This window comes from Streptomyces sodiiphilus (assembly GCF_039529215.1).
GTDB classification, from domain to species: domain Bacteria; phylum Actinomycetota; class Actinomycetes; order Streptomycetales; family Streptomycetaceae; genus Streptomyces; species Streptomyces sodiiphilus.
The window spans coordinates 47,912-73,901 of sequence record NZ_BAAAMJ010000070.1 but is presented as its reverse complement, the minus strand read 5'-3'; the positions used below and the strand labels follow the sequence as shown (position 1 = coordinate 73,901).

Here is a 25,990-nt window from a genome sequence, read left to right as displayed (position 1 = left end):
GTGGGGGAAGTCCGGTCCAAGTCCGGCGCTGACCCGCAACGGTAGGCGGAGCACCCGCTCCGCGAGCCCGATCACCCGCGCCGGCACACGCTCCTGACAACTCGCCGTGGTCTGCGAGGGGACGCAAGGCCCCGGTGCCCGCGTACCGGAAGGCGGCTCCTGCCCGTACCTCCACGGCCCGGTGCGAAGGCGGTCGAGCCCGTGGCCACGACGGCGCACAGCGACGCCACGCCCTCCCGGGCGCCCGCCCCGAAGACCCCGCCGCCCCCGCGTCCCGGACGGATGTCCCCGGGCCCGCCGGCCCTCCTGCTGACCGCCGTGCTGGCGGTGTCGCTGCTGTGCGGAGTGGTCCTGGGCTCCGCGGGCCTCACCTGGCCGGAGGCCCTGCGGCTGCTGACCGCGGGGCTGACCGGCGGCACCCTGGACCCGCGGGACGCGGCGGCCTACACCATCGTGTGGGAGATCCGGTTCCCGCGCACCGTGCTGGCCGCCGTCGTCGGGGCCGGCCTGGCCACCGTCGGCGTCGCCGTCCAGGCGATGGTCCGCAACGCGCTCGCCGACCCGTTCACTCTCGGCATCTCCTCCGGCGCGGCGGTGGGCGCCAACGCGGTGCTGCTGTTCGGCTCGTTCGGCGCCCTGGGAGTGTGGGCGCTGTCCGGCGCGGCGTTCTGCTCGGCGATGCTCGCCATGCTGCTGGTGTACGCCGCCGCCCGCACCCCGCACGGGCTGACTCCGCTGCGCCTGGTGCTGACGGGCACCGCCATGTACTACGGCTTCTCCTCGATCACGACGCTCATGGTGTTCGCCGCCGACCGCGGCGAGGCGGCCCGCTCGGCGATGATGTGGCTGCTGGGCAGTCTGGGCGGGGCGACCTGGGCGTCGGTTCCGGTGGCCGCCTGTGCCGTGCTGGCGGGGCTGGCCCACCTGTGGCTGTCCGCCCGCCGGCTCAACGCGCTGGCGATGGGCGACGAGACGGCCGCCGCGCTCGGCGTGGACCCGGGCCGGCTGCGCCGGGAGCTGTTCGTGACGGCCGCCGCCGTCACCGGGACGGTGGTCGCGGTCAGCGGCGCGATCGGCTTCGTGGGCCTGATGGTCCCGCACGCCGTGCGCATCCTGGTCGGCGCGGACCACCGCCGGGTGCTGGTCCTGGCCCCGCTGGCCGGCGCCGTGCTGCTGGTCTGGGTGGACATCGGCTCGCGGCTGCTGCTGGCCCCGGCCGAGCTGCCCGCCGGGGTCCTGACCGCCGTCATCGGCGTCCCCTGCTTCCTGCTGCTGATGCGCCGCCGCGGCTACACCTTCGGGGGTGCCTGATGCGGCTGGACATCGAAGGGCTCACCGTGGAGATCGCCGGCACCCGGCTGGTGGACGACGTCACGCTGCGCGCCGCCCCCGGGGTGACGGCGGGGCTGGTCGGCCCCAACGGCAGCGGCAAGTCCAGCCTGCTGCGCTGCGTCTATCGGGCCGCCCGCCCCAGCGGCGGAACCGTCCGGCTGGACGGCGACGACCTGCGGGCGCTGACCCCCCGGGAGGGCGCCCGGCGGCTGGCGGCGCTGCCGCAGGAGACCGGCCACGACTTCGACTTCACGGTGGCCGAGGTGGTGGCCATGGGCCGCATCCCGCACCAGTCGGCCGCCGGCCGGCCCGGTGAGGCGGACCGGCCGGCGTGCGAGGCCGCGCTGGCCCGCGTGGGCGCCGCGCACCTGGCCCACCGCGGCTACCTGGGGCTGTCGGGCGGCGAGAAGCAGCGCGTACTCATCGCCCGCGCGCTCGCCCAGCAGCCCCGGGTGCTGGTGCTGGACGAGCCCACCAACCACCTGGACATCGCCCAGCAGCTGGAGGTGCTGTCCCTGGTGGGCGGCGGCCCGGGCCGGGACGGCCCCACCGTGCTGACCGCCCTGCACGACCTGAACCTGGCCGCCCGCCACTGCGACCTGCTGTACGTCCTGGACCGGGGGCGCGTCGTCGCCTCCGGCACCCCGGACGAGGTGCTCACCCCGCCCCTGCTGGCCGAGGTGTTCAAGGTCCGCGCCCACCGGGTGCGGCACCCCGCGACGGGCACCGTGCAGCTGCTCTTCGACCGCCTGGCGGACCCGCCGGGCGGCACCCCTCACCCCGGGGCCGGTGCCGGCTCCCCCGACCCCCTGTGAAGGCGATGATGAGTTCCACCACCGACCCGGCCGCCCGCTTCACAACCCGCCGCGCCCCGGCGGTGTGCGCGCTGCTGCTCCTGCCGGCCCTCACCGGCTGCGGGGCACAGATCGCGGAAACGGACCCGGAGGCCGCCGGGAGCGGGGCCGGGCACTACCCGGTGACCGTGGAGAACTGCGGCGAGAAGCTGACGTTCGACCGTGCCCCGGAGCGCGCGGTCAGCTACGACGTCGGCATCACCGAGATCATGTTCGCGCTCGGCCTGGCCGACCGGATGGCCGGTTACGCCATGGCCGACGACAGGGGCGACGTGGAGGCGGTGCCCTGGAAGGACGGCTACGAGCGGACCGAGTGGCTGTCCACCAGCCGCATCAGCATGGAGCTGGTACTGGACGCCGACGCGGACTTCGTCTTCGCCGGCTGGAACTACGGCTTCGGCGAGTACAGCGGGGTGACCCCGGACACCCTTGCCGGACACGGCATCGCCTCCTACGTGCTGACCGAGTCCTGCCGCCCCGGCGGCGAGGGCACCGAGCGCGGTGTGATGCCGCCGCTTGAGGCCCTCTACACCGATCTCGCCGCGCTGGGCACGATCTTCGGTGTGGAGGAGCGGGCCGGGGCGCTGATCGAGGAGTTCCGCGAGGAGGTGGCCGACGCGCGGGCCCGGGCCCCGAAGGGAGAGGACCGGCTGCGGGTCTTTCTCTACGACGACGGCCGCGACGCCCCGCTGACCTCCGGCATGTACGCGGGCCCGCACGACATCATCACCCGGGCGGGCGGCGACCACGTCATGGGCGACCTCGCCGATTCCTGGACGACGGTCGGCTGGGAGACGGTGGTGGAACGCGACCCCGAAGTGATCGTCATCAACGACTACGGGGACACCTCCGCGGAGCAGAAGAAGGAGTTCCTGTTGTCCTACCGGCCCCTCGCCGGGGTCTCGGCGATCAAGAACGAACGGTTCTTCGTGCTGGACTACGCGGATCTGGTGGAGAGCCCGCGCAACCCGGCCGCCGTCTCCGCGCTCACCGACTACCTGCTCGAGGTGACCGGCGGCTGAGCGGACGCGGCCGGAGTGGCCGCTGTCACGCCCCGCCTACACTGGCAGCGTGGTGAGCACCGACTGGCAGGCCGACCTGCGCAAGCGCGGCTACCGGCTGACCCCGCAGCGGCAGCTGGTGCTGGAGGCCGTCGAGAAGCTGGAGCACTCCACCCCGGACGACATCCTCGCGGAGGTCAGGCGGACGGCGGGCGGGGTGAACATCTCCACGGTCTACCGCACCCTGGAACTGCTGGAGGAGCTGGGGCTGGTCTCGCACGCCCACCTGGGCCACGGCGCCCCCACCTATCACCTGGCCGAGCGCCACCACCACATGCACCTGGTGTGCCGGTGCTGCGACCGGGTCATCGAGGCGGACGTCTCCCTGGCGGAGGATTTCGCCGCGCGGCTGCGGGACACCTTCGGTTTCGAGACCGACGTGCGGCACTTCGCCATCTTCGGCTGCTGCCGCGAGTGCGCGGCCTCCCAGGGCGAGGGGACCGTCGGCGGCGGGTCGTAAGCTGGCGGTATGCCCTACCAGAGCCCGCTGCTGTCCCTGCCCGGCGCGGTCGCCGCCGAGGCTCCCGACGCGGGGGTCGCCGCGCACTACGGCGACCTGTTCCGCGAACAGCGCGCGCTGGCGCGCGGCGAGGGGTTCGTGGACCTCTCCCACCGGCCGGTGGTGACGGTCACCGGCCCGGACCGGCTGGCCTGGCTGCACCTGCTGCTGACCCAGCACGTCGAGCAGCTGCCCCCCGGCCACGCCACCGAGGCGCTGATCCTGTCCGCCAAGGGGCATGTGGAGCACGCCCTGTATCTGGTGGACGACGGGGAGACCTGCTGGCTGCACACCGAGCCGGGCCGCGCGGAGGCGCTGACCGGCTATCTGGAGAGCATGAAGTTCTTCTACCGCGCCGAGGTCGCCGACCGCTCGGCGGACTTCGCGGTGGTGTACCTGCCGGCGGGTTCGATCGCCGAGCTGCCCGCCGGTACGACGGTCCGTCAGACGGCGTACGGGCGGGACGTCTTCCTGCCCCGCGAGAAGCTGGAGTCCTTCGCCGCCTCGGCGGGGCCGGCCGCGGGCGTACTGGCGTACGAGGCGCTGCGGGTGGAGGCGCACCGGCCCCGCCTGGGCCGGGAGACCGATCACCGGACCATCCCGCACGAGCTGGGCTGGCTGGAGAGCGCGGTCCATCTCCAGAAGGGCTGCTACCGGGGCCAGGAGACGGTGGCGCGGGTGCACAACCTGGGGAAGCCGCCGCGCCGCCTGGTGTTCCTGCACCTGGACGGCAGCGAGGTGAGCATTCCGGAGCACGGTGACCCGGTGCGCCTGGCGTCCGACGGCCCGGAGGGGCGGCAGCTCGGGTTCGTGACCACTTCGGCGCGCCACCACGAGCTGGGGCCGATCGCGCTGGCGCTGGTCAAGAGGAACGTCCCGGTGGACGCGGAGCTGCTGGCCGGCACCACCCCGGCGGCGCAGGAGACGGTGGTCGCGCCGTAGGTGGTGTCCGAGGCCGGGGTCTCAGACCTCCAGCAGGACGGTGAAGGGCCCGTCGTTGGTGAGGGAGACCCGCATCTTCGCGCCGAAGCGGCCGGTCTCCACCCTCGCCCCGAGCTCCCGCAGCCGGTCGCACACGGCGTCCACCAGCGGCTCGGCCACCTCCCCGGGCGCGGCGGCGTTCCAGGTGGGGCGGCGGCCCTTGCGGGCGTCGCCGTAGAGGGTGAACTGGGAGATCACCAGCAGCGGCGCCCCCACGTCCGAGCAGGACTTCTCGCCGTCCAGGATGCGCAGCGACCACAGTTTGGCGGCCAGCCGGGCGGCGGTGGCCTCGGTGTCCTGATGGGTCACCCCGATCAGGGCGCACAGGCCCTCCCCCGTGATCTCGCCCACCGTCACGCCGTCCACCGTCACGCGGGCGCCGTCCACCCGCTGCACCACTGCTCGCATGGCCTCATCATGCCGGAGCGGGTGCCGGATCGTTCCGTCGGCGGGACCGGCCCCCGGATGGGGGGCAAGTCGCTGCGCCCGGCGGCCGGGCGGTGGCACCATGCGGGGACGGTCACGTATCACGCGACCGGGGAGAAACCGGCACGAGAGAAGAAAGTCGGATGATGACATCGGATACCGGCCCTCGCGGCACCGTTCCCTCCGCGTCCGGCACCGGCGAGGTCCCGGAAGGGCTGCGCCGGCTGGGGCTGGCCCAGCTGCGCGCCCGGTACCGCACCGCGCAGCGCGAGGAGGCGGACCTCAGCTACGTGCGGCGGTTACTGCAGGGCCGCGTCGACATTCTGCGCGCCGAGCAGCGGCGGCGGTCCGGCCCGGAGACGGGAGTGCTGGCCTCACTGCCGCAGATCCTGGCCGACGGCCCGGCCCGGCAGCGCTCGGCCCGCCATGTGCGGCTGGGCACCCCGGCCGGTGAGGAGTACCGGCGGCTGGTCGAGGAGATGCTCGCCGAGATCTCCCTCTCCGACCTGAGCACCCTGACCGACCACGAGCTGCGTGCCGCGCTGGCGCGGCTGACGGCCTGCGAGGCAGAGGTCTCGCGCCGCCGGCGGGCCGTCCACCGGACCGCGGACAGCTGCGGGGCGGAGATCACCCGCAGGTACCGTGAGGGGGAGGCGCAGGTCGATGACCTGCTGACCTGACGCCCGCACACGTACGTCCCCCTCCCCGGAAGGCCGCCGATGTCCTCCCAGCCCGCGCAGATATCCCCCGCCCAACCCGCCCGGCCATCCCCCGCCCAACCCGCCCAGCCGGCCCCCGTTCTGGCCGAGGTGACGCGCTCCGGCTTCACCGAGGGCCGCCACCGCGGCGCGCTGGTGCTGCTGAACGCCGACGGCTCGGTGCTGCGGGCCGTCGGCGATGTCACCTCCCCGGTGTTCCCGCGGTCCAGCAACAAGCCGATGCAGGCGGCGGCCGTCCTGCGGGCGGGCCTGGAGCTGTCGGGCGAGCGGCTGGCGCTGGCGGCGGCCAGTCACGCGGGGCAGGACTTCCACCGCGAGCTGGTGGCCCGGATGCTGGCCGAGCACGGTCTGACGGAGGCGGATCTGCACTGCCCGCCGGACCTGCCCCAGCACCCGGCGACCATGGAGGCCGTGCTGGCCGCGGGAGAGGGCCGGACCCGGATCGCGATGAACTGCTCGGGCAAGCACGCCGCGATGCTCGCCGCGTGCCGCGAGCGCGGCTGGCCCACGGCCACCTACACCGACCCCGGCCACCCGCTGCAGGTGCTGGTCCGCGAGACCATCGAGGCGGCCACCGGCGAGAAGGTCGCGCACACCGGCGTGGACGGGTGCGGGGCGCCGCTGATGGCCTTCTCCCTGACCGGCCTGGCGCGTGCCTTCCGCGGCTACGTCCTGGCGGAGCCCGGCAGCCCCGAGCGGCGGGTCGCGGACGCGATGCGGGCGCACCCCGAGTACGTGGCGGGCACCGAGCGGGACGACACGTGGCTGATGCGCGAGGTGCCCGGCGCGCTGTCGAAGGCGGGGGCGGAGGCGGTGCACGCGGTGGCTCTGGAGGACGGCCGGGCCCTGGCGTTCAAGATCGAGGACGGCGGCGCCCGGGCGCGCGGCCCGGTGCTGGCCGCCGCGCTGGCCGTCCTCGGAGTGGACTCCCCGGTGCTGGCACGGCTCGCGGAGGCGCCCGTGCACGGCGGCGGCGGCCGGGTCGGCGAGGTCCGCTCCGTCTGGTGAGGAGTGGCCGGCACGGCGGGGCGGGGCGCCGCGGGCGGTGGTTTCCCGCCATCGCCGCCGGCGAGCGGCGCGGCTTGATGTCACTGTCCCGTCTCCGTCCCGTCACCGCCGGGCCGGGGGCAGGCCTCACAGGCCCCGGAGGACGCGGTGATAAACCGTGGCGTCCGTCACTCCCGCGTGTCTAGGGTCGATCCCATGGCTCTCGACCTGCGCACCATCGGCCCCGACGACATCGCCGCCTGGCACCACGCCGTCAACACCGGCTTCACCATGCCGCCCACGCTCACCGACGAGCAGGTGGCCAAGCGGCGGGAGCATCTCGACTACTCACGGGCCCGGGGTGTCTTCGACGGGGGCGGGCGGTGCGTGGCCGCTCTGCGGAGCGTGGACCAGCGGCTGACCCATGTCGGCGGCGCGAGCCTGGCGTCGAACGCCATCACCAATGTGGCGGTGCTCCCCACCCACCGGCGGCGCGGGCTGATGACCCGGATGATGGCCGAGGACCTGGCCGCGGCCAAGGAGCGGGGGGACGCCGTCGCCACCCTGATCGCCGCCGAGTACCGCATCTACGGCCGCTTCGGCTTCGGGCCCGCCACCACCACGACCGCCTTCCGGGTCGATGTCCTGCGCTCGGGCCGCGACCCGCACCGGGCCGGGCCGGAGGACGGTGGCGAGGTGTCCTTCGCGGACGCCGCGGAGGTCCGGAAGCTGGGCCCCGAGCTGCACGAACGTTTCCGCGCCGGGCAGCCCGGCGCGGTGGACCGGTCCGAGCTGTGGTGGCGGCTGGCCACCGGCGAGGTGGTGCTGGGCCCCGCGCCCTGGCCGGAGCCGTTCTTCGTGGTGTACCGGGACGCGCGGGGCGTGCCGCAGGGGATGCTGACCTACACCTCCGACAGCCGTTGGGAGGGCTGGCGCTCGGAGCAGACGGCGACCGTCCGTGATCTGTTCGCCACCACGCCGGCCGCCGAGCGGGCACTGTGGCACTTCCTGCTGTCGGTGGACTGGATCATGCGGATCGAGGCCGAGGAGCGCGCCCCCGACGACCTGCTGCCCGATCTGCTGCCGGACCGGCGGGCGGCAGCGGTGCGCAGCCAGAACGACTTCCTCTGGATGCGCCCGCTGGATGTGCCGCTGGTCCTCGGTTCCCGGAGCTACGCCGCCGAGGGCGAGCTGGTGCTGGACGTGCGGGATCCGATGGGTCTGGCCGGGGGGCGCTTCGCGCTGCGGGCCTCCCCCGAGGGGGCGGACTGTTCCCCGACCACCCGGGCCGCCGACCTCTCGATGGAGATCGGCACCCTGGGGTCACTGTGTCTCGGCGATGTCACCGCGGCCCGGCTCGCCGCCCTCGGCCGCGTGGACGAGGAGCGGGCCGGTGCGGTGGCCCGGGCCGATGCCCTGCTCCGCACCGGCCGCCGTCCCTGGTGCCCGGACATCTTCTGACCTCGCCGGTCGCGCTGTACTGATGGGTTCCGTCTTCTTCTCCGTCATGTCCGCCGGTTCTCCGTGACCGGCTCTCCTGCCCGTCGACCTGTCCTGTACCGCTCACCCGACCGTTCTGCTGCTGTTCCGCTGTCTTCCGCCGCGTCGCCCGCACCCACCGTGCGGGCGGCTACACGTTCACCGCGAGCATCACCAGGACCGTGAGCCCGACGCACACGCAGGTGACGTTGCGCTTGCGGAGTCCGGTGCGCAGGACCATCAGTCCGATGACCCCGGCGATGCCGAACTGCGTCTCCACCGCCCGCTCCACCATGATGGCGAGGGCAGCGACAGTGAGAGTGGAAATGAGCACGTAACCCCTCCTCACATCATGTCAACTGGGGGAAACTTCAAGGCAGTTGGTTGAAGTTGGCGACCAACCATGGTCTTATTATGTCCAGTTGGCAGGTGCACGGAAACGATGGGATAGCAACGTTCCGTATCTGTCCGAAAGTTGTAGGGTGACGACGTGAGCCAGGAGAGCACTCCCAGCGGCACCCCGCATCCCCCCGCCGCCCACCGGCGGCACACTCCCGACCACATCGCCGAAGTACTGCGCCAACGCGTCCACTCCGGCGAGCTGCCCCGGAACTCCCGGCTGCCCACCCAGCGCGCCCTGGTGGAGGAGTTCGGTGTCAACCGCACGGTGATCCGGCAGGCCCTCGCCGAGCTGGAGCGCAAGGGCTACCTCGTCTCGCGCGGCCGCGGCGCCCCCGCCACCGTCACCGCGCCGGCCCTCAACGACGCCCCCCGGCCGGCGGGAGTCGAGGTCGCCGACCGGATCGGCCTGGCCTTCCAGGCCGAACACGTGTCCATCGACGCCTTCTCGCTCACCACCGAGACGCTCAGCTCCGCGCTGGCGGCCCCCCTCATCGCGATCGCGGCGGGAGAGCTGGCGCCGCGCTCCATCACCGTCCGGGTGCTGCTGCCCAGCCCGGACGCCCGGCTGGCCTTCCCCCGGCTCCTCACCGACCCGGACGACCCGCGCCCGCTGGCCCGGCTCAAGGAGCTCACCCGCACCTTCTCCGTCTCGCTGCGTCACCAGCTCCTCTCCCTCGCCGAGCGCCAGCTGGTGCCGGAGGTGCGGGTGGAGATCCGGGCCGTGGCCATCACCCCGCTGCAGAAGCTCTACGTGCTCAACGGGACCGAGGTGCTGACCGGCTACTACCGGGTCGTCCCGCGCGTCGTGGAGTACGAGCAGCAGCAGATGGAGATCTTCGACGTACTGGGCCTCAGCTCCAAGATCTTCCGCTCCTCCTCCGACAAGGACAGCCGCGACGAACAGGAGACGGCCTTCGTCGAGGAGTCCCGGCTGTGGTTCGAGGCCCTCTGGTCAACCATCGCACAACCGGTCACACTCGGTTAGATGAGGGAACTCATCGGTAATGCCCACTGTGTTCTCTTCGACTTCGACGGCCCCATCTGCTCGCTGTTCGCCAGCCGTTCGCCGGAATCGATCGCCCGGCGGCTACGGGAGCTGGCAGCGGAACTGGACGCGTCGGCGCTGCTGACCCCCGCGCTGGCCGTGTCCGCCGATCCGCACGAGGTACTGCGCGGCATCGAAGAGCAGCAGCCGGACCCGGACCTGGTCCGCCGGCTGGAGGAAGCCCTCACCCGCGAAGAGACCGCCGCCGCCGAAAGCGCGCGGCCCACCCCCCACGCAGGCGAACTCCTGGCGGCACTCACCGCGCAGGGCCGGAAGATCGCCGTCGTCACCAACAACTCCCCGCGCGCGGTCGAGCGCTACCTGCGCCTGCACGACCTGGTCCGCCATGTGAACGGCCGGGTGCACGGACGCACCAGGGACATGGCGCTCCTCAAACCCCACCCCGACCCCCTGCTGCGTGCACTGCGCTCCACCGGAACGCCCGCCTCACGTGCACTGATGATCGGAGACACCCCGGTCGATCTGTCCGCCGCACGGTCCGCCGGAGTGCCCTTCATCGGCTACGCGCGTGACACGGCCGGAGAGAGCGCGCTGCGCGAGGCCGGCGCACGTCATGTGACCCGCTCCCTGCAACGCATCCTCACCCTGACCGCCTCCCCCACCTTCGACTGAACCCCATTCGGCCCGCCGGCCGCTGGCCGCCGCGGGCGTACGGTGCTGCTTGTTCCGATCCGTTTCCGCACACCGGAAGTGAGTCGCGATGAGCCAGCCGACACCTGCGGCGTCCCTGCGGACGCCTCCACCCGGCCCCGTCGAGGGCCGGCTCAACGGATACCACCGGGACTGGCACGTGCTGCGCCCGGAAGGCGAACTGGCCCCCCTCGGGAGGCTGAAGACAGGAGGGCCCCGACCAGGAATCCACCACTTCGACCCGCGGTGCTTCACCGTCGAGGAGGACCTGCTCATCGAGCTGGCCCTGCTCGGCGTGCCGCGCATCGCACCCGTCTACCTGATCGGACCGATCGGCAACGAGATCCGGGCGCACGGCTACATCGAGGGGGAGCCGCTGTCCCGGCCGCACCCCCCGGGCACCGCGCTCACCCCCCGCCAGCTCGACCAGCTGTCCGAGCTCTTCGGCCGGCTGGCCACCGTGCGGCCCGCCGCCCTGGCGCTGCTGCACGACTGCCCGCCCGGCCAGTGGCCCCGCGACAGCGCGGAGTTCCTCCACTGGCTGGTCCGCTTCACCCGGGAACGCGTCTGGGAGGTGCACCGGCCGGTCTTCGAGGGGCTGTTCACGGCGCTGGGCATCGACCCGGGCGTGCTGGCCGAGGACGGGCCGCCGGCCCGGGACGCCGACAGGCTGGCCGACCGGCCGGCCTGCCTGCTCCACGGCGACCTGCACCGCGACAACCTCATCGTCGACGAAGCCGCGGGTGATCTGTGGACCATCGACTGGGAGCTGGCCCTGCTCGGCGACCCGCTGTACGACCTGGCCACCCATCTGCACCTGATGCGGTATCCGGAGGCCCAGCAGCGGGACGTCCTGGCCATGTGGGCACGCACCGTGGAGGCCGCCCTCCCCGGTGCCTCCGCCGGCATGGCCGCGGATCTGCCCCGCTATCTGCGCTACAAGCGGGTGCAGTCGGTCTTCACCGATGTGATCCGGCACGGGCTGACCGTGCTGGACGCCCCCGGGGAGGAGCTGCCCGCGCGGCTCGCCCGCACCGCCAAGGCGATTCCGGCGGTCCTGCACAGTGCGGCCGGGCCGCTGCGGCTGCGCCGGGTGCCCAGCCCGGGTGACGTGGAGGCGGCCTACGCGGCCCTGCGCGCCGGCTGAGCCGGGCACCGGGGCGCGGCGGGGAGCGGACGGGCCACCGGTCCGCCCGCTCCCCATACCCGCGCCCGGCCTCTCAGTGCCGGCCCGCCTCCGCTCGCGGCAGCACCCGCCCCACCGGCCCCGGCAGCCACCACGACCGCTCCCCCAGCAGCCGCAGCACGGCGGGGACGATCAGGCAGCGGATCACCAGCGCGTCGATCAGGACAGCGACCGCCAGGCCGAATCCGAACTGCTGGAGCATCCGGTCGTCGCTGAGCATGAACGCACCGAAGACCACGATCATGATGGCCGCCGCGGCGGTGATGATCGCACCGGTGTGAGCCAGCCCTTCGCGGACCGCACGGCCGTGGTCACGGGTACGGTCCCACTCCTCACGCATCCGCGAGACCAGGAAGACCTCGTAGTCCATCGACAGCCCGAAGACGATCGCGAAGATCATTACCGGGATGAACGCCTCCACCGGCCCCGGCTCCACGCCCAGCCGGCCGTGCTGGAACACCAGCGTCACGGCACCCAGCGCGGCGCCGATGCTCAGCAGGTTGAGCACCGCCGCCTTCAGCGGGATCAGCACCGAGCGGAAGACCGCCACCAGCAGCAGCGTGGACAGGCCCACCACGATCGCCACGAACAGCGGCATCCGCTCCCCGACCGCGTCCGAGAAGTCCACCACCGCCGCGGTGGCGCCGCCCACCAGGAGGACCGCCCCGGTGTCCTGCGCGACCCGCGGCAGCACCTCCCCGCGCAGCGCGTGCACCAGGTCCGACGTCTCCACGTCCTGCGGCGCCGACTCCGGGAAGACGATCACCGTCGCCACCCGCCCGTCCCCGGCCGGCACCGGCTCGGTCGCCAGAGCCACCCCCGGCGTGCCGTTCAGCACACCACTCGCCTCCCGCGCCGCCCGCTCGGCCTGCCCGCCACCGTCGTGGGCCACCACCACCAGTGGCCCGTTGAACCCGGGACCGAACCCCTCGGCCAGCAGGTCGTACGCCTCCCGGCTGGTACTGCCCGCCGGGTCGTTGCCCGCGTCGGCGAACCCCAGCCGCAGATCCAGCGCCGGAACGGCCAGCGCCCCCAGCGCGGCCACCGCCACCAGCAGAGCCGCCACCGGCCGCCGCTGCACCGCTGCGCCCCACCGGCGCCACCGGTCACCGGACGCCCCCCGGCCCCGGCCCGCCCGGCGGGCCGCCCGCGCCCGCAGGGTCCGCTCGAACCGGCCGCCGAACAGCGCCAGCAGCGAGGGCAGCAGCGTCAGCGAGGCGAGCATGGTCAGCAGGACCGTCAGCGCCACCGACAGCGCCATCCCGCCCAGACCCCCCAGCCCCAGCGCCATCAGCCCCAGCAGCGCGATGATCACCACGCAGCCGGCGAAGAATACCGAACGTCCCGCGGTGTCCAGCGCCCGGCGCGCCGCCCCGCCGCTGTCCGCACCCTCCAGCAGCTCCGAGCGGTAGCGGGCGAAGACCAGCAGCGCGTAGTCGATCCCCACCCCCAGACCGACCAGCATCATCACGTAAGGCGTGTAGGAGGCGACGGTGAAGGCGTGCGAGGCCGGCACGATCACGCCCAGGGTGCTGCCGACCGCGAACACGGCCACGATCACCGGGAGCCCGGCGGCGAGCACCGACCCGAACATGAACACCAGGATGACCAGCGCGGCCAGGATGCCCGCCCCCTCGGCCGCCCCGCCCTCGCCCTCCGCCAGCACCCGGGCGGCGTCCCCGCCCAGCGCCACCCGCAGACCGTCACCGGCCGCCGACTGCGCCGTCCGCGCGATGCGCTCGGTGTCCTCCCGGGGCATCTCGGCCGAGGGCACCGACAGCGTCACCGTCGCGTAGCCGGTCGTCCCGTCCGGCGAGACGGCCGGACCGTCCTCGTACGGGCTGCGCACCGCCGCGACGTTCGGCAGCCCCGCCACCTCCGCCAGCATCGCCTCGACCCTGGGGCGGCTGCCGGACTCCCGCAGGCCCGCCTCGTCGCGCAGGACGATCCGCACGCTGTCCCCGGCCTGCGCCGAGCCGTGTTCCCGCATCAGCTCCAGAGCCTGTTCGGACTCGGCACCGCCGATGGAGTGATCGTCGCGGTAGTTGTCGCCCACGGCGCCGGCCAGCACCTGCACCCCGGCCAGCACCAGCAGCCACAGGCCGATGGCGGTCCACCGGTGGCGGTGGGCGAATCCCGCGACCCGCTCGAAGACACTGCCCCGGCCCGGTGGCGGCGCGCCGGCCGAGGCGGCGGACGGGGCTCCCACGGGAGGGTTGACGGACGTGGACACAGGGGTCACTCCTTGCCGGTGCGCGCGTGCGCCCGGCCGCGCCATGGCGGCCGGACGCTTCCATGCCCTCACCGTCGGCCACCGGCACCCCCGCCGTCGTCGGCCCGCGGCGGACACTTCCGCTGCCCCACCGGTGGTACGCGCGCCCGGCCGCCTACCACGCCGGGCGTACCCGGCCCGCCCCCGCGCCCGTGCGTCAGTCCGCCCAGCCGGGCCGGATCATCCCCGACTCGTAGGCCAGGATGACCAGGTGCGCCCGGTCCCTGACGCCCAGCTTGGTCATCGCACGGCTGACGTGGGTCTTCGCGGTGGCCGGGCTCAGCACCAGCCGCCGGGCGATCTCGTCGTTGGTCAGCCCCTGCCCGACCAGGCCCATGACCTCCCGCTCGCGCGCGGTCAGGGCGCGCAGCCGCGGGGCCGGATCGGGCCTGCGGGACCGCCCGGCGAACTCGGAGATCAGCCGCCGGGTGACCGCGGGCGCGATCAGCGCGTCGCCGCGCGCGCAGACCCGCACCGCGTGCAGCAGTTCCATCGGCTCGGTGTCCTTCACGAGGAACCCCGAGGCGCCCGCCCGCAGCGCCCGGTACACGTAGTCGTCGATGTCGAAGGTGGTCAGGATGACCACACGGACCCGCGCCAGCCGCTCGTCGGCCACGATCCGCTCGGTCGCCGCCAGCCCGTCCAGCTCCGGCATGCGGATGTCCATCAGCACAATGTCGGGGAGCAGTTCGCGGGCCAGCCGCACCGCCTCGGCGCCGGTCGCCGCCTCCCCGGTCACCTCGATGTCGTCCTCGTCGTCGAGGATGGACCGGAACCCGGCCCGCACCAGGTGCTGGTCGTCGGCGAGCACCACCTTCACGCGTGCGCCGTCCGGCCGTTCCGCTGTCATGGCGCCCAGCGTATGCCGCGCCCTCACCGCCCGTCGCCGGGCAGCGGGAGCCGGGCCTCCACCCGGAACCCGGAGGCGGTGTTGCCCGCGGTGAACTCCCCGCCCAGCGCCCTGGCCCGTTCCGCCATGCCGCTCAGCCCGCTTCCTCCGTCCGCCCGGCTCCCCGGCCGCTCCCCCGGCGCGCCCCGCCCGTCGTCCTCCACCGTCACGCGCAGACCGGCCGCCGTCCGGACGAACTCGATCCGCACGGCGGAGGCCGCGGCGTGGCGGGTGGTGTTGGTCAGCGCCTCCTGCACGATGCGGTACCCGGCCAGCGAGATCTGCGGCGGCAGGCCCGCCGGATCGCCGGACACGCGCACGGACACCTCCAGGCCGGCACCGCGTGCCCGCTCCGCCAGCTCGCCGACCCGCTCCAGCCCGGCCACCGGCTCGGTGGGCGCGTCCTCGTCGGCCTGGCGGAGCACCCCGAGCGTGGCCCGCAGTTCGCGCAGGGCGTCCCGGCTGGTCTCCCGCACCGACTCCAGCGTCCGCACCAGTTCCCCGGTCTCCCCCGGGCGCCGGGCGCTGCGGTGCACGGCGGCTGCGGCCTGCACGTTGATCAGCGAAAGGCTGTGGCCCAGCACGTCGTGCACCTCGCGGGCGATCCGCAGCCGCTCCTCGGTGGCCGCCGACCGGGCCCGCGCGTCGCGCTCCCCCTCCGCCGCCCGGGCCCGCTGCTCCGCCTCGCGCAGGTAGTCCTGCCGGACGCGCAGGGCGTGGCCCAGCAGGACCAGTGCCAGCAGCCATCCCGTCAGCAGTACCAGCGACATGTTGTCGACGTTGCCCTCGCCCCGCACGGACCGGGCGAAGATCTCCGCGCCCGCCATGGCGAGTACGGTGACCGCGGCAAGCGTCACCGCGGCGGTCAGCCGGCCCCGGGCGGCGACCGTGTAGATCGCCAGCACGAACACGATGGTCGGGGTGGCACCGTCATGACTGCCCGTCGGGTAGTACACGGCCGCGGCCAGCAGCGCCGCGACCGCCACCGGCACCGGCCACCGTCGGCGGAAGGCGAACACCACGCAGGTCAGGCCGGCCAGGATCCATCCGAACACGGTCCGCCCGGCGGGCTCGTCCGGGGGATTCGCCAGCAACAGCCCGGTGTCGACGGCGAACACCGCCGCCACCACGGGCAGCAGCCGGTCCCGCGGCAGGACACGCGAGAGGAACGAGTGCATGGCAGGAAGAGTACGTAGGCTGACACCCGCAGCGGTGTGCTGCGCTCGACGGTTCCCGACGGAGGAGGCAACACGATGACCGGCCCCGCCCCCGCGAGCGACGAGCCCGCACACGACCCGGAGGTGCTCCAGCTCGCGGCGAAGATCTTCGAACTGGCCCGGCACGGGGACACCGACACCGTCGCCGCCTATGTGGACGCCGGTGTTCCGCCGAACCTCAGCAACGACAAGGGCGACACCCTGGTGATGCTGGCCGCCTACCACGGCCACCCGGAAACCGTCCGGGTCCTGCTGGACCGCGGAGCGGACCCCAGCCGGGTCAACGACCGCGGCCAGACCCCGATCGCCGGCGCGGTGTTCAAGGGCGAGGACGAGGTCGTCCGGGTCCTGCTGGAGGGCGGCGCCGACCCGGCAGCCGGACAGCCCTCGGCCATCGACACCGCCCGCATGTTCGGCCGGACCGAACTGCTGGAGCTGTTCGAGTCCCGGTGACCGCGGCGGGCCGCGCCGGGCGGCGGGTCAGGCGGCGCGGGCGCGTATCTCCTGTACCGCCCAGCCGTTGCCGTCCGGGGCGCGGAAGTAGACGAACGTGCCGCCGTCCTGCTCGGAGAGACGCTTGATCTCACTGACCTCGACCCCGCGCTCCAGGAGTTCGGCGCGGGCCGCCTCGATGTCGGACACCACCAGCTGCACGCCCTGCAGCGAGCCCGGCTCACCGGCGCCCACCCCGGTGCCGACGATGATCGAGCAGGCGGACCCGCGCGGGGTCAGCTGGACCACCCGGATGCCCTCCACCACCTCTTCGTCGAAATCGAGGTGGAAGCCCACCTGGTCGGCGTAGAAACGCTTGGCCCGCTCCACGTCCGTCACGGGAACGACCACCACTTCGAGCGTCCAGTTCATTCCGCCGCGTCCTCTCTCCGGGCCCTTGCCCCCATTCCTGGCTCATTGTCGGCCCGGGCACTGACAGCGGCATCCGGAAGCCGGGCGACCACCGGCCAGGGGCGTCGGGCACAGTGGTCCCATGGACGGAACGGGCGTGACGGCCGGGACGGAGACCCCTGCCGGGCGAGGGCTGAACCCGGACGGGACGATCGCCCGCGAGGGCGCCTTGGACCGGGTGCCCGGCGCCTTCACCGGCGTCGTCGCCGCGGCCCGCGCCATCATCGTCCGGGAGTCCGGCGCCCTCGGTCTGCACAGCGCCCACCTCTACGGCAGCGTCCCGCGCGGCACCGCCGTCCCCGGCGTCTCCGACCTCGACCTGCTGCTGATCCTGCACCGGCCGCCCGCGCGTGGCGACCGCGAGCGGGCCGACGCCATGGCGGACGCCCTCGACCGGGCACACCCGGAGGCCGACGGCGTCGGCATCCTGCTGGCCGACGCCGGTTCGGTGCTGAGCGAGGCCGAGCGCCACGACCTCGGCTTCTTCGTCGCCTGCCTGTGCACCCCACTGCTGGGCGAGGACCTCGCCGCCCGCCTGCCGGGCTACCGGCCCACGTCCCTGCTGGCCAGGGAGACCAACGGTGACCTCGCGCGCGTCCTGCCCCGCTGGCGCGAACGGGCGGCCGCCGCGGCCACCGGTGAGGAACTGCGCCGGCTCACCCGGACCGTCGCCCGCCGCATCGTCCGCACCGGCTTCACCCTGGTGATGCCCCGCTGGCAGGGCTGGACCAGCGACCTGGAGAGGTCGGCGGAGATCTTCGCCCGCTACCACCCGGGCCGCGCGGGGCAGATGCGGACCGCCGCCCGCCTGGCCCGCTCCCCGGTCGCCGATCCAGCTCTTCTCCGCATGCTCACCGAGGACTTGGGCCCCTGGCTCGCCGCCGAGTACACCGCCGCGCACGGCGAGAAGGCCCCACGCCCCTGACCCCGTGAGGGCGGCACCACCCGGAGAAAAAGAAAGGCAAGGAGAGAGCCCTCTCCTTGCCACTCTCAACCTATAGCACACAGGGGGCCTTGCCGCAAGACCCCCTTCGTGGCGCAGAATCTCCCGCCTGAACAGGAACCTGAGGAAACAGGAGATCTGCGACGTGCATACGGAATTGTCCCGGCTGGGGCCGTCGGCGCGCGGAAGCGCGTTCGACCTGCCGCCCCGCCTCTCCGCCAAGGCTGACCCGGCGCTGATCTCCGACGACGAGCGCCACTTCGCGGCCGTAGCGGAGAGCCTGGAGGGGACCGTCACGGAACTGTCCCAACGCCTCGACGCCGCGCGCCGGGCGCCCGGCGGCCTCGGCCGCCAGGCCATGGACCGGGACGCGGAGATCCACCGGCTGACCGGCCGTCTGCGCGCGCTGCGCCGCTTCGGCCTGGACCTGTGCCTGGGCCGCATCGTCCATGCGGACGCACCCGAGCCCCTGTACATCGGGCGGCTCGGCCTCACCGACGGCGCGGGCCGCCGTCTGCTGACCGACTGGCGCGCCCCCGCGGCCGAGCCGTTCTTCGCGGCGACCCACGCCCGTCCGATGGGCCTGGCCAGCCGCCGCCGGTACCGCTGGACCGGCGGCCGGATCAGCGACTACTGGGACGACGTGTTCACCGCCGATGGGCTGGAAGGGCATGCCGCCCTCGACGACCAGTCCGCGTTCCTCGCCTCTCTGGGCGCCACCCGCACGTCACGCATGCGTGACGTGCTCGCCACCATCCAGGCCGACCAGGACGCCATCGTCCGTGCGGACTCCCGCGGCGCCCTCGTCGTGGACGGCGGTCCGGGCACGGGCAAGACCGTCGTCGCCCTGCACCGCTGCGCCTACCTGCTCCACTCCGACCCCCGCCTCGGCCACCGGAGCGGCGGCGTGCTGTTCATCGGCCCCCACCAGCCCTACCTGTCCTACGTCTCGGACGTGCTCCCCAGCCTCGGCGAGGAGGGCGTGCGGATCTGCACGCTGCGGGACCTGGTCGCCGAGGGAGCCGGTGCGGTGGCCGAGGCCGACCCGGAGGTGGCCCGCCTGAAGTCCGCCGCCCGCATGGTGAAGGCGATCGAACCGGCCGTCCGGCTCTACGAGGAGCCGCCGCCCGAGGCGATGACGGTCACCGTCGACGGGTACGACATTCCGCTGAGCGCCGCCGACTGGGCCGAGGCGTTCGACGCCCCGGACCCCGGCACCCCGCACAACGAGGCGCGCGACCAGATCTGGGAGGCGCTGACCGAGATCCTGGAGGACAGGATCGTGCCGGAAGGGCCCGCGGACGAGGACACGTCCGCGGCGTTCCGCCGAGCGGTGCGGCGCAACCGGGAACTCGCCGCGGCCCTGGGCCGGGCGTGGCCGTTGATCGATCCGGCCGACCTGGTCGGTGACCTCTGGACGGTGCCCGCCTATCTGCGCAGGTGCGCCCCCTGGCTGAGCCCCGGCGACGTCCGCAGACTCCAGCGGGCCGACCCCCGCGCCTGGACGCTCTCCGATCTGCCGCTCCTGGACGCGGCGCGGCAGCGGCTCGGCGACGTGAACGCCGAACGGCGCGCACGCCGACGCGGCGCCGCCCTCGCCGCCGAACGCGCGCGCATGGCCGATGTCATCGACAACGTGCTCCGGGCCGATGACGACGGTGAGGGCGCGGTCACCATGCTGCACGGCCGGGACCTGCGGGAGAGCCTGATCGACGAGACCGCGCTGCCCTCCACCGATCCCGGACCGCCGGCCGGTCCGTTCGCGCACATCGTGGTGGACGAGGCGCAGGAACTGACCGATGCCGAGTGGCAGCTGCTGCTGGCGCGCTGTCCCTCGCGCAGCTTCACCATCGTCGGCGACCGCGCCCAGGCCCGGCACGGATTCACCGAGTCGTGGCAGGAACGGCTGAAGCGCATCGGGCTCGACCGGATCGACGTGGCCTCGCTGACCATCAACTACCGGACCCCGCGGGAGGTCATGGCGGAGGCCGAACAGGTCATCCGGGCCGCGCTCCCGGACGCCAACGTGCCCCTGTCCGTCCGCGGCGGCGCCCCGGTGGTGCACGGCCGGGCCGCGGAGCTGAACTCGGTCCTCCGCACCTGGCTCGCCGCACACGCCGAGGGGACGGCCTGCGTCATCGGCGCCGGGGACACCGGTGGCGTCACGTTCCGGCTGGACCACCGCGTCCGGTCGCTGACGCCGGAGCTGGCCAAGGGCCTGGAGTTCGATCTGGTCGTCCTCATCGACCCCGAGACATTCGGCACCGGCACCGAGGGCGCGGTCGACCGCTACGTGGCGATGACCAGGGCGACCGGGCAACTCGTCGTACTCACCGGCCGCTGACGGCCCGACCGGAACAGAGGTTCTCATGGCAGATACCGATGTGATCATCGTCGGCGGCGGGCCCACCGGGCTGATGCTGGCCATCGAACTGCGGCTGCGCGGCGTGCGCACGCTCGTACTGGAGAAGGAGGCGGAGCCGCCCCGGGAGGTCCGGGCGCTCGGGCTGCATGTGCGCAGCATCGAGATCATGGACCAGCGCGGGCTGCTGGAGCGGTTCCTGGAGCACGGCCGGACGTATCCCGCGGGCGGCTTCTTCGCCGGCATCGCCAAGCCCCCGCCCGGCGGGCTGGACACCGCGCACGGCTATGTCCTGGGCATTCCACAGACGGTGACGGACCGTCTGCTGGCCGAGCACGCGACCCGGCTGGGCGCCGTGATCCGGCGCGGCACCGCGCTGACCGGGCTGAGCCAGGACGAGCACGGAGTGACCGCCGTGCTCGCCGACGGGAGCACCAGGCTGCGCGCACGCCATCTCGTCGGCTGCGACGGCGGACGCAGCACCGTCCGCGCCCTGCTCGGGGTGGGCTTCCCCGGCGAGCCCTCCCGGGTCGAGACCCTGCTGGGCGAGATGGAGCTGACCGCACCGCCGGAAGAGGTGACCGCCGTGGTGGCCGAGGTCCGGGAGAGGGAGCAGCGGTTCGGCCTCATGCCGCTCGGGGACGGGGTGTACCGGGTGGTGGTGCCCGCGGAGGGCGTGGCCGGGGACCGCACGGCCCCGCCGGACCTGGAGGACTTCCGGCGGCAGCTGCGGCTGGTCGCCGGAACGGACTTCGGGGTGCACACGCCGCGGTGGCTCTCCCGCTTCGGCGACGCCACCCGGCTTGCCGAGCGCTACCGCACCGGCCGGGTGCTGCTGGCCGGGGACGCGGCACACATCCACCCGCCGGCCGGCGGACAGGGCCTCAACCTCGGCATCCAGGACGCCTTCAACCTCGGCTGGAAACTGGCCGCCGAGGTCAACGGCTGGGCGCCGGAAGGGCTGCTGGACAGCTACCACGCCGAACGGCACCCGGTGGCGGCCGACGTGCTGGACAACACCCGCGCGCAGATCCAGCTGATGTCCACCGAACCGGGCTCCCGCTCGGTGCGCCGGCTGCTGTCGGAGCTGATGGACTTCGAGGTCGTCAACCGGCATCTGATGGAGAAGATCACCGCGATCGGGGTCCGCTACGACCTCGGTGAGGGGCACCCGCTGCTCGGCCGGCGGCTGCGGGACATGGAGCTGGGGCCAGGACGCCTCTACGAGCTGATGCGGGACGGCCGGGGGCTGCTGCTCGACCGGACCGGCCGGCTCTCGGTGACAGGCTGGGCAGACCGGACAGTCCACGTCGTCGGCGATGCCGGGGAACCGGACGCACCGGCGGTGCTGCTGCGGCCCGACGGCCATGTGGCCTGGGCGGGCGAGGATCAGCGGGAACTGCTCGGCGTGCTGCCCCGCTGGTTCGGCGCCCCCGCCCGCCACCGGCTCACGGCGTGACGACCCCGGCGTCCGCGCCCAGGTGGAGGCGGGCGCCCCGCCAGCGCTGCCGCAGCCGGCGGTCGTGACTGACGACGACCAGGGCGCCGTCCCACGCGTCCAGGGCGGCCTCCAGCTCCTCGGCCAGCGCGAGCGAGAGGTGGTTGGCCGGCTCGTCGAGCAGCAGTACGTCGACGGGCTCGGCCAGCACCCGCGCCAGCGCCAGGCGCCGGCGCTGCCCGGTGGACAGCGCACCCACCCGCGCCGTCAGCCGCTCGGGGGCGATCAGGCCCAGGGACACCAGGCGCCGGCTGTGCTCGGCCGGAGTACCCGGCCGGCCTTCGGCGAACGCCTCCAGCACCGTGCGGTCCGGCCGGCCCGCGTCCGGCTCCTGCGGCAGGTACCCGATCCGGCCACGGCGGGTCACCTGCCCCCGGTCGGCGGCGAGTTCACCGGCGAGCAGCCGCAGCAGGGTGCTCTTGCCCGACCCGTTCGGGCCCGTCACCAGCAGCCGCCGGCCCGCTTCCAGGGTGAGGCTCGCCGGCCCGAGCCTCCCGGTGACCGCTGCCCCGCAGGCCTCCAGGACGGTGCCCCGCACTTCCCCGGCGCCCAGGACGGGGGTGAAGCTCAGCGGTTCGGGCGGTGGCGGCACCGGGTCGGCGAGCAGGCGGCGCACCCGTTCCTCCGCGTTGCGCACCCGGCTCGCCAGGGAGGCCTGCACGCGCCCCGCGGCCCGGCCGTACGCCATCTTGTTCCGGTCGGTCATGGCCCGGCCGGGCGCGACCCGGCGCGCGGTGGTCGCCGCCGCCTCCCGCACCCGGTCCACCTCGGCCTGCCACGCGGCGTACCGCTGCGCCCAGCGCTCCCGGGCGGCGGCCTTGCCGGCGAGGTATCCGGCGTAGCCGCCGCCGTAGCGGACGACAGTGTGCCGGTCGGCGTCCACCTCCAGCAGAACGTTGGCGACGCGCTCCAGGAAGAGCCGGTCGTGGGAGATCGCCACGGTGGTGCCGCGCCGGGTGCGCAGGTGGTCCTCCAGCCAGGTGAGCGCGCTGTCGTCGAGATGGTTCGTCGGCTCGTCCAGCAGCAGCACCTCCGGCGAGGCGGACAGCACGGCGGCCAGCCGCAGCCGCGCCCGCTCGCCTCCCGAGAGCCCGGCCACGTGCCGCTCACGGCCCAGGTGTGCCAGGCCGAGGCCGTGCAGGGCGCGCTGCACCCGAGCGTCGGCGTCGTAGCCGCCGCGCAGTTCGAAGACGGTCAGCAGCTCGCCGTACTCGGCGAGACCGAACGTGTCGCCGTCCGCCATGGCGCACTCCAGCACGCGCAACCGGGCCTCGACGGACCGCAGTTCGCGCAGGGCGCGGTCGACCACGCCCTGGACGGTCAGGCCGGGCGGCAGCGGCTCGTCCTGGGGGAGATACCCGACGCCTCCCCGGGCGCGGACGACGACCTCTCCGGTGTCGGGCCGCTCCCGCCCGGCCAGCAGGCGCAGCAGGGTGCTCTTGCCGGAGCCGTTCTCGCCGACGATCCCGGTGCGTTCACCGGCTCCGAGCGAGCAGCTGACCGAGTCGAGGACGACCCGGCCGTCGTAGGACTTGGTGAGGTCGAGGGCGGTGATCTGGGTGGGCATGCGCGAGCTCCGGAGCATTCGGGGGCGGTACGGCCACCGTGGGCCGCGGGACCTGGTGAATGCTGCGGTGCCGCATCGGCCTGCTCCATCACTGCGACAACAGATGCACCGAAACCCTCACACACCCGCCCCCACCCGGCAACCGCTTTTCCGCCCCGGGGAGCACGGCGCGCCTCCGCGCTTGCCTCGCCCCCGCATGGGACGAAAATGCCCGCATGGCCACGATTCAAGTCCGCGAGGTCCGCGAGGACACCCTCAGGGCCGACGCAGCCCGGGCAAGCACGCCCCCGCAGGCGTACGTGTCGGACATAAGGGAAACCGAGGCCGGCATCCCGACCCTGGACGAGGCACTGGCAGAGACCCGCGACATCGCCGCCGGCAGCGGCGTCACCGCCCACGACATCCTGGACACCCTCCGGACCGCCCGGGAAGCCCGCGCCGGGTGATCGTCCGCAGGGACGCCGCTTGTGCCGCTCTGGCCGAACTTCTGCGCGCCGACCTCGTCACCCTGGACAAGAAGATCGCCGCTGCCCCCGGGCTGCGCTGCACCGTGCGCGACCTCCGCCCCTGACGGTGCGCGGGCAGGACTCAGCGGCGGCCCAGGAGTTCGGCGATCCGGGTGAAGCCGTCGGCGCCGTGTCCCCGGCCGACGGCCCGGCGGGCCATGCCCTCGGCCGCCCGCATCACGCCCGCGTCGATCCCGTGCGCCTCGGAGGTGTGGACGATGTGCGCCATGGAGGAGACGGCCGAGGTGATCGGGTTGTCGTCGCCGGGGAAGTCCCCGCCGTCGGCCTCCCGCGCCATCTCCTCGAAGATCGCGGGAAGGATGTCGCCGATGCCCTTGGCGAACGGTGCCAGCTCCTGCCCGGTGATGCCTTCGGCCCGCGCCACCGCCAGGGCGTGCGCACAGCCCGCCATCGCGGTCCAGAAGATGTCCAGCAGCGCGATGTCGTACGCCGCCGCCCGGCCGGTCTCCTCACCGAGGTGGGTGTGGGTGCCGCCCAGCGCCTCCAGCACGGGCAGGTGCTCACGGTAGAGAGCCTCCGGGCCGCTGTGCAGGAAGACCGCGGCCGGGGTCCCGATGGTCGCGGCCGGCGTCATGATCGCGCCGTCGAGGTAGCGCACTCCGTGCCCGGCCGCCCACGCGGCGGCGTCCCGGGCCCGGTCCGGCGTGTCGGCGGTCAGGTTCACCACCGTGCGCCCCTTGAGCGCGGCGGTGACCGCTTCCGGTCGCAGAATGGCGTCCACCGCGTCGTTGTTCACCACGCAGACCACGGTCACCGTGCTCGCGGCGACCGCTTCCGCGGCCGACCGCGCACCGGCCGCACCCCGCGCGACCAGCTCCCGGTCCCGTCCCGGTGTCCGGTTCCAGACCGTGACGCGCAGCCCGGCGTCCAGGAACGCGCCCGCCAGGGACCGGCCCATCGGCCCCAGACCGAGGACGGTGACGGCAGACTGTCCGGCGTGCGAGGACATATCGACTCCTATGAGAATTGCGGAAACATGGCATCGGAAAGAGGCGGAACATGACGCGTGGCCGCGCCCGGGACACGGATGTCTGCGGGGTGACCGCCGCTATCGCAGTGATCGACGGCAAGTGGAAGACCACCCTGCTGTGGCTGCTGGAATCCGGCCCGCAGCGCCCGGGCGAGCTGCGCCGGCGGCTGCCGGGCCTGAGCGAGAAGGTGCTGACTCAGGCGCTCCGCGAGATGGAGGCCGACGGGCTGGTGCACCGCGAGGTGCACGACGTCCTCCCCCTGAAGACCCTGTACTCCCTGACCGCGTTCGGCCGGGACCTGTCCGAGGCGCTGGCTCCCCTCTCCGACTGGGGCCACCGCCGCCTGGAGAGACTCACCGGGGCCCGGCCCAGCCCATGACACTCCACCCCGTCCCCCGCTTCCTCCGGATCAGGCGGCCCTCCTGCCGCCCTCCACCAGAGTCCCCCCGCCGCCGCCCGCCGCCAAGTACCCACAAAAAAGTGGGTACCCGGGCGACGGGCAAGCAGCTCCTCTCCCCCCTACCGGGCCTGTCTCAGCTCCAGCCGGGGCCAGTCGGCGAGGTCCCGCAGCAGCTGCCGGTCGTGCGTCGCGACGACAGCGGCGGTCGTCCCGCGGATCGCCTCGGTCAGCTCGTCCACCAGGAGCGACGACAGGTGGTTGGTCGGCTCGTCCAGCAGAAGCAGGCCGGGCCGCCCTGCCAGTGCCAGCGCCAGGTCCAGGCGCCTTCGCTGCCCCTGCGACATCCGTCCCACCGGAACGCGCATCGCCTCTGAGCTCAGCAGCCCGAGCCCTCCGAGCGGCGCGGCCTCGCTGTCGCGGAGCACCCCGCGGGCCACCAGCCGCCCCACGTGGCGGGCGTGCACCTCCCGGGCAGTGAGTGCCGGATCCAGTGCCGCGGTCTCCTGGCAGACCCTGACGACCCGCGCCCCCTCCGCCGTCCGCACGTACCCCTCCGTGGGCCGGAGAGCGCCGGACAGGACCGCCAGCAGCGTGGACTTGCCGGCGCCGTTCCCTCCGGTGACGAGCAGCCGGTCGCCGCCGTCGAGGATGAGATCGACCGGACCGGCCAGCCGCCCGGCGACGGTGACGCCATGCACCCAGCAGGCACGCCAGCCGGACCCGGTAGCGCTGCCCGACCGACAGCGTGGCCAGCGGCCGGTCCGGGTCGGTGCAGGCGCCCAGCGCCTGCAGTGCCACATCGACGCGGCGTGCGGCGTC

General features: G+C 73.9%; 27 protein-coding genes. 18 read left to right on the top strand and 9 right to left on the bottom strand.

The annotated features are described in order from the left end of the window. Positions 1–201: 201 nt before the first annotated feature. From ABD299_RS22845 to ygfZ, 5 genes are read left to right on the top strand one after another with little or no spacing between them, the layout of a single operon-like run. A complete protein-coding gene (locus ABD299_RS22845) occupies positions 202–1,311 on the top strand; it encodes a FecCD family ABC transporter permease (RefSeq protein WP_425581401.1) in 1,110 nt (369 codons plus the stop codon). Continuing rightward, a complete protein-coding gene (locus ABD299_RS22840) occupies positions 1,311–2,147 on the top strand; it encodes an ABC transporter ATP-binding protein (RefSeq protein WP_344265955.1) in 837 nt (278 codons plus the stop codon). Before ABD299_RS22845 ends, ABD299_RS22840 begins: the two co-directional genes overlap by 1 nt. 8 nt (positions 2,148–2,155) lie before the next feature. After that, entirely contained in the window at positions 2,156–3,208 is a 1,053-nt protein-coding gene (locus tag ABD299_RS22835) for an ABC transporter substrate-binding protein (protein WP_344265953.1), read from the top strand. Positions 3,209–3,257: 49 nt separating this feature from the next. Beyond that, positions 3,258–3,707 (top strand): Fur family transcriptional regulator, encoded by a 450-nt coding sequence (locus ABD299_RS22830; protein WP_344265950.1) that lies wholly within the window; start codon positions 3,258–3,260, stop codon positions 3,705–3,707. A 9-nt stretch (positions 3,708–3,716) separates the two neighbouring features. Beyond that, positions 3,717–4,688, top strand: a complete 972-nt coding sequence (gene ygfZ / locus ABD299_RS22825; RefSeq protein WP_344265947.1) for a CAF17-like 4Fe-4S cluster assembly/insertion protein YgfZ — start codon at positions 3,717–3,719, stop codon at positions 4,686–4,688. 21 nt (positions 4,689–4,709) lie between these two features. Here ygfZ and dtd read toward each other — a convergent pair whose 3' ends face one another. Next, on the bottom strand, positions 4,710–5,135 hold the full coding sequence (gene dtd / locus ABD299_RS22820; protein WP_344265944.1) for a D-aminoacyl-tRNA deacylase: 426 nt from the start codon (positions 5,133–5,135) through the stop codon (positions 4,710–4,712). A 161-nt stretch (positions 5,136–5,296) separates the two neighbouring features. Between dtd and ABD299_RS22815 the strand changes: the two genes are divergently transcribed. The 3 genes from ABD299_RS22815 to ABD299_RS22805 all read left to right on the top strand — a co-directional run bounded on the left by ABD299_RS22815 (position 5,297) and on the right by ABD299_RS22805 (position 8,320). Further along, positions 5,297–5,833: an RsiG family protein gene (locus ABD299_RS22815; RefSeq protein ID WP_425581400.1), complete on the top strand. Its 537-nt coding sequence runs from the start codon at positions 5,297–5,299 to the stop codon at positions 5,831–5,833. 39 nt (positions 5,834–5,872) lie between these two features. Then, positions 5,873–6,880 (top strand): asparaginase, encoded by a 1,008-nt coding sequence (locus ABD299_RS22810; protein ID WP_344265941.1) that lies wholly within the window; start codon positions 5,873–5,875, stop codon positions 6,878–6,880. Positions 6,881–7,075: 195 nt separating this feature from the next. Continuing rightward, complete coding sequence (locus ABD299_RS22805) at positions 7,076–8,320, top strand: GNAT family N-acetyltransferase (RefSeq protein ID WP_344265937.1); 1,245 nt, start codon at positions 7,076–7,078, stop codon at positions 8,318–8,320. Positions 8,321–8,489: 169 nt separating this feature from the next. On the opposite strand, the gene ABD299_RS22800 is transcribed toward ABD299_RS22805, so the two are convergent. After that, complete coding sequence (locus tag ABD299_RS22800) at positions 8,490–8,672, bottom strand: hypothetical protein (RefSeq protein ID WP_344265934.1); 183 nt, start codon at positions 8,670–8,672, stop codon at positions 8,490–8,492. 156 nt (positions 8,673–8,828) lie between these two features. On the opposite strand from ABD299_RS22800, the gene ABD299_RS22795 reads away from it, so the two are divergent. From ABD299_RS22795 to ABD299_RS22785, 3 genes are all read left to right on the top strand, one after another. Next, positions 8,829–9,725, top strand: coding sequence for a winged helix-turn-helix domain-containing protein (locus ABD299_RS22795; protein WP_344265931.1), 897 nt, complete (start codon positions 8,829–8,831; stop codon positions 9,723–9,725). Then, positions 9,726–10,418, top strand: a complete 693-nt coding sequence (locus ABD299_RS22790) for an HAD family hydrolase (RefSeq protein ID WP_344265928.1) — start codon at positions 9,726–9,728, stop codon at positions 10,416–10,418. It abuts the gene before it with no gap. Positions 10,419–10,506: 88 nt separating this feature from the next. After that, positions 10,507–11,583 (top strand): aminoglycoside phosphotransferase family protein, encoded by a 1,077-nt coding sequence (locus ABD299_RS22785; RefSeq protein ID WP_344265925.1) that lies wholly within the window; start codon positions 10,507–10,509, stop codon positions 11,581–11,583. A gap of 73 nt (positions 11,584–11,656) precedes the next feature. On the opposite strand, the gene ABD299_RS22780 is transcribed toward ABD299_RS22785, so the two are convergent. The 3 genes from ABD299_RS22780 to ABD299_RS22770 all read right to left on the bottom strand — a co-directional run bounded on the left by ABD299_RS22780 (position 11,657) and on the right by ABD299_RS22770 (position 15,961). Continuing rightward, entirely contained in the window at positions 11,657–13,831 is a 2,175-nt protein-coding gene (locus ABD299_RS22780; protein WP_344265965.1) for an MMPL family transporter, read from the bottom strand. Positions 13,832–14,051: 220 nt separating this feature from the next. Continuing rightward, the gene (locus ABD299_RS22775; protein ID WP_344265922.1) at positions 14,052–14,744 is read right to left on the bottom strand and encodes a response regulator transcription factor; all 693 of its coding nucleotides are present in this window, start codon (positions 14,742–14,744) and stop codon (positions 14,052–14,054) included. A gap of 23 nt (positions 14,745–14,767) precedes the next feature. Continuing rightward, positions 14,768–15,961 (bottom strand): sensor histidine kinase, encoded by a 1,194-nt coding sequence (locus tag ABD299_RS22770; protein ID WP_344265919.1) that lies wholly within the window; start codon positions 15,959–15,961, stop codon positions 14,768–14,770. A gap of 75 nt (positions 15,962–16,036) precedes the next feature. Between ABD299_RS22770 and ABD299_RS22765 the strand changes: the two genes are divergently transcribed. Continuing rightward, positions 16,037–16,453, top strand: coding sequence for an ankyrin repeat domain-containing protein (locus ABD299_RS22765; protein ID WP_344265916.1), 417 nt, complete (start codon positions 16,037–16,039; stop codon positions 16,451–16,453). 27 nt (positions 16,454–16,480) lie between these two features. On the opposite strand, the gene ABD299_RS22760 is transcribed toward ABD299_RS22765, so the two are convergent. Then, complete coding sequence (locus ABD299_RS22760) at positions 16,481–16,864, bottom strand: VOC family protein (protein ID WP_344265913.1); 384 nt, start codon at positions 16,862–16,864, stop codon at positions 16,481–16,483. 121 nt (positions 16,865–16,985) lie between these two features. On the opposite strand from ABD299_RS22760, the gene ABD299_RS22755 reads away from it, so the two are divergent. The 3 genes from ABD299_RS22755 (at position 16,986) to rox (ending at position 21,667) form a co-directional block, all read left to right on the top strand. Then, the gene (locus ABD299_RS22755; protein ID WP_344265910.1) at positions 16,986–17,828 is read left to right on the top strand and encodes a nucleotidyltransferase domain-containing protein; all 843 of its coding nucleotides are present in this window, start codon (positions 16,986–16,988) and stop codon (positions 17,826–17,828) included. 163 nt (positions 17,829–17,991) lie between these two features. Next, complete coding sequence (helR, locus tag ABD299_RS22750) at positions 17,992–20,190, top strand: RNA polymerase recycling motor ATPase HelR (RefSeq protein WP_425581399.1); 2,199 nt, start codon at positions 17,992–17,994, stop codon at positions 20,188–20,190. 25 nt (positions 20,191–20,215) lie between these two features. After that, positions 20,216–21,667, top strand: coding sequence for a rifampin monooxygenase (gene rox / locus ABD299_RS22745; RefSeq protein WP_344265907.1), 1,452 nt, complete (start codon positions 20,216–20,218; stop codon positions 21,665–21,667). Here rox and abc-f read toward each other — a convergent pair. Beyond that, a complete protein-coding gene (gene abc-f / locus ABD299_RS22740) occupies positions 21,657–23,273 on the bottom strand; it encodes a ribosomal protection-like ABC-F family protein (protein WP_344265904.1) in 1,617 nt (538 codons plus the stop codon). The genes rox and abc-f overlap by 11 nt on opposite strands. Before the next feature lie 215 nt (positions 23,274–23,488). On the opposite strand from abc-f, the gene ABD299_RS22735 reads away from it, so the two are divergent. Further along, a complete protein-coding gene (locus tag ABD299_RS22735) occupies positions 23,489–23,719 on the top strand; it encodes a hypothetical protein (protein ID WP_344265901.1) in 231 nt (76 codons plus the stop codon). Beyond that, on the top strand, positions 23,716–23,844 hold the full coding sequence (locus ABD299_RS22730) for a hypothetical protein (RefSeq protein WP_344265898.1): 129 nt from the start codon (positions 23,716–23,718) through the stop codon (positions 23,842–23,844). Before ABD299_RS22735 ends, ABD299_RS22730 begins: the two co-directional genes overlap by 4 nt. 17 nt (positions 23,845–23,861) lie before the next feature. Here the strand turns inward: ABD299_RS22730 and ABD299_RS22725 are convergent, their stop codons facing one another. Then, positions 23,862–24,749 (bottom strand): NAD(P)-dependent oxidoreductase, encoded by an 888-nt coding sequence (locus tag ABD299_RS22725; RefSeq protein ID WP_344265895.1) that lies wholly within the window; start codon positions 24,747–24,749, stop codon positions 23,862–23,864. A 50-nt stretch (positions 24,750–24,799) separates the two neighbouring features. Between ABD299_RS22725 and ABD299_RS22720 the strand changes: the two genes are divergently transcribed. Beyond that, a complete protein-coding gene (locus ABD299_RS22720; protein WP_344265893.1) occupies positions 24,800–25,150 on the top strand; it encodes a winged helix-turn-helix transcriptional regulator in 351 nt (116 codons plus the stop codon). A 140-nt stretch (positions 25,151–25,290) separates the two neighbouring features. Here ABD299_RS22720 and ABD299_RS22715 read toward each other — a convergent pair whose 3' ends face one another. Further along, positions 25,291–25,869: an ATP-binding cassette domain-containing protein gene (locus ABD299_RS22715; RefSeq protein ID WP_344265890.1), complete on the bottom strand. Its 579-nt coding sequence runs from the start codon at positions 25,867–25,869 to the stop codon at positions 25,291–25,293. Between the last annotated feature and the right edge of the window lie 121 nt (positions 25,870–25,990).

Excerpts from the sequence above, each read along its gene's own strand:
- ABD299_RS22840 (WP_344265955.1), top strand. The coding sequence starts at position 1,311 with ATGCGGCTGGACATCGAAGGGCTCACCGTGGAGATCGCCGGCACCCGG.
- ABD299_RS22835 (WP_344265953.1), top strand. The coding sequence starts at position 2,156 with ATGAGTTCCACCACCGACCCGGCCGCCCGCTTCACAACCCGCCGCGCC.
- ygfZ (WP_344265947.1), top strand. The coding sequence starts at position 3,717 with ATGCCCTACCAGAGCCCGCTGCTGTCCCTGCCCGGCGCGGTCGCCGCC.
- dtd (WP_344265944.1), bottom strand. The coding sequence starts at position 5,135 with ATGCGAGCAGTGGTGCAGCGGGTGGACGGCGCCCGCGTGACGGTGGAC.
- ABD299_RS22815 (WP_425581400.1), top strand. The coding sequence starts at position 5,297 with ATGATGACATCGGATACCGGCCCTCGCGGCACCGTTCCCTCCGCGTCC.
- ABD299_RS22810 (WP_344265941.1), top strand. The coding sequence starts at position 5,873 with ATGTCCTCCCAGCCCGCGCAGATATCCCCCGCCCAACCCGCCCGGCCA.
- ABD299_RS22805 (WP_344265937.1), top strand. The coding sequence starts at position 7,076 with ATGGCTCTCGACCTGCGCACCATCGGCCCCGACGACATCGCCGCCTGG.
- ABD299_RS22790 (WP_344265928.1), top strand. The coding sequence starts at position 9,726 with ATGAGGGAACTCATCGGTAATGCCCACTGTGTTCTCTTCGACTTCGAC.
- ABD299_RS22785 (WP_344265925.1), top strand. The coding sequence starts at position 10,507 with ATGAGCCAGCCGACACCTGCGGCGTCCCTGCGGACGCCTCCACCCGGC.
- ABD299_RS22775 (WP_344265922.1), bottom strand. The coding sequence starts at position 14,744 with ATGACAGCGGAACGGCCGGACGGCGCACGCGTGAAGGTGGTGCTCGCC.
- ABD299_RS22770 (WP_344265919.1), bottom strand. The coding sequence starts at position 15,961 with ATGCACTCGTTCCTCTCGCGTGTCCTGCCGCGGGACCGGCTGCTGCCC.
- ABD299_RS22765 (WP_344265916.1), top strand. The coding sequence starts at position 16,037 with ATGACCGGCCCCGCCCCCGCGAGCGACGAGCCCGCACACGACCCGGAG.
- ABD299_RS22760 (WP_344265913.1), bottom strand. The coding sequence starts at position 16,864 with ATGAACTGGACGCTCGAAGTGGTGGTCGTTCCCGTGACGGACGTGGAG.
- ABD299_RS22755 (WP_344265910.1), top strand. The coding sequence starts at position 16,986 with ATGGACGGAACGGGCGTGACGGCCGGGACGGAGACCCCTGCCGGGCGA.
- rox (WP_344265907.1), top strand. The coding sequence starts at position 20,216 with ATGGCAGATACCGATGTGATCATCGTCGGCGGCGGGCCCACCGGGCTG.
- abc-f (WP_344265904.1), bottom strand. The coding sequence starts at position 23,273 with ATGCCCACCCAGATCACCGCCCTCGACCTCACCAAGTCCTACGACGGC.
- ABD299_RS22735 (WP_344265901.1), top strand. The coding sequence starts at position 23,489 with ATGGCCACGATTCAAGTCCGCGAGGTCCGCGAGGACACCCTCAGGGCC.
- ABD299_RS22725 (WP_344265895.1), bottom strand. The coding sequence starts at position 24,749 with ATGTCCTCGCACGCCGGACAGTCTGCCGTCACCGTCCTCGGTCTGGGG.
- ABD299_RS22720 (WP_344265893.1), top strand. The coding sequence starts at position 24,800 with ATGACGCGTGGCCGCGCCCGGGACACGGATGTCTGCGGGGTGACCGCC.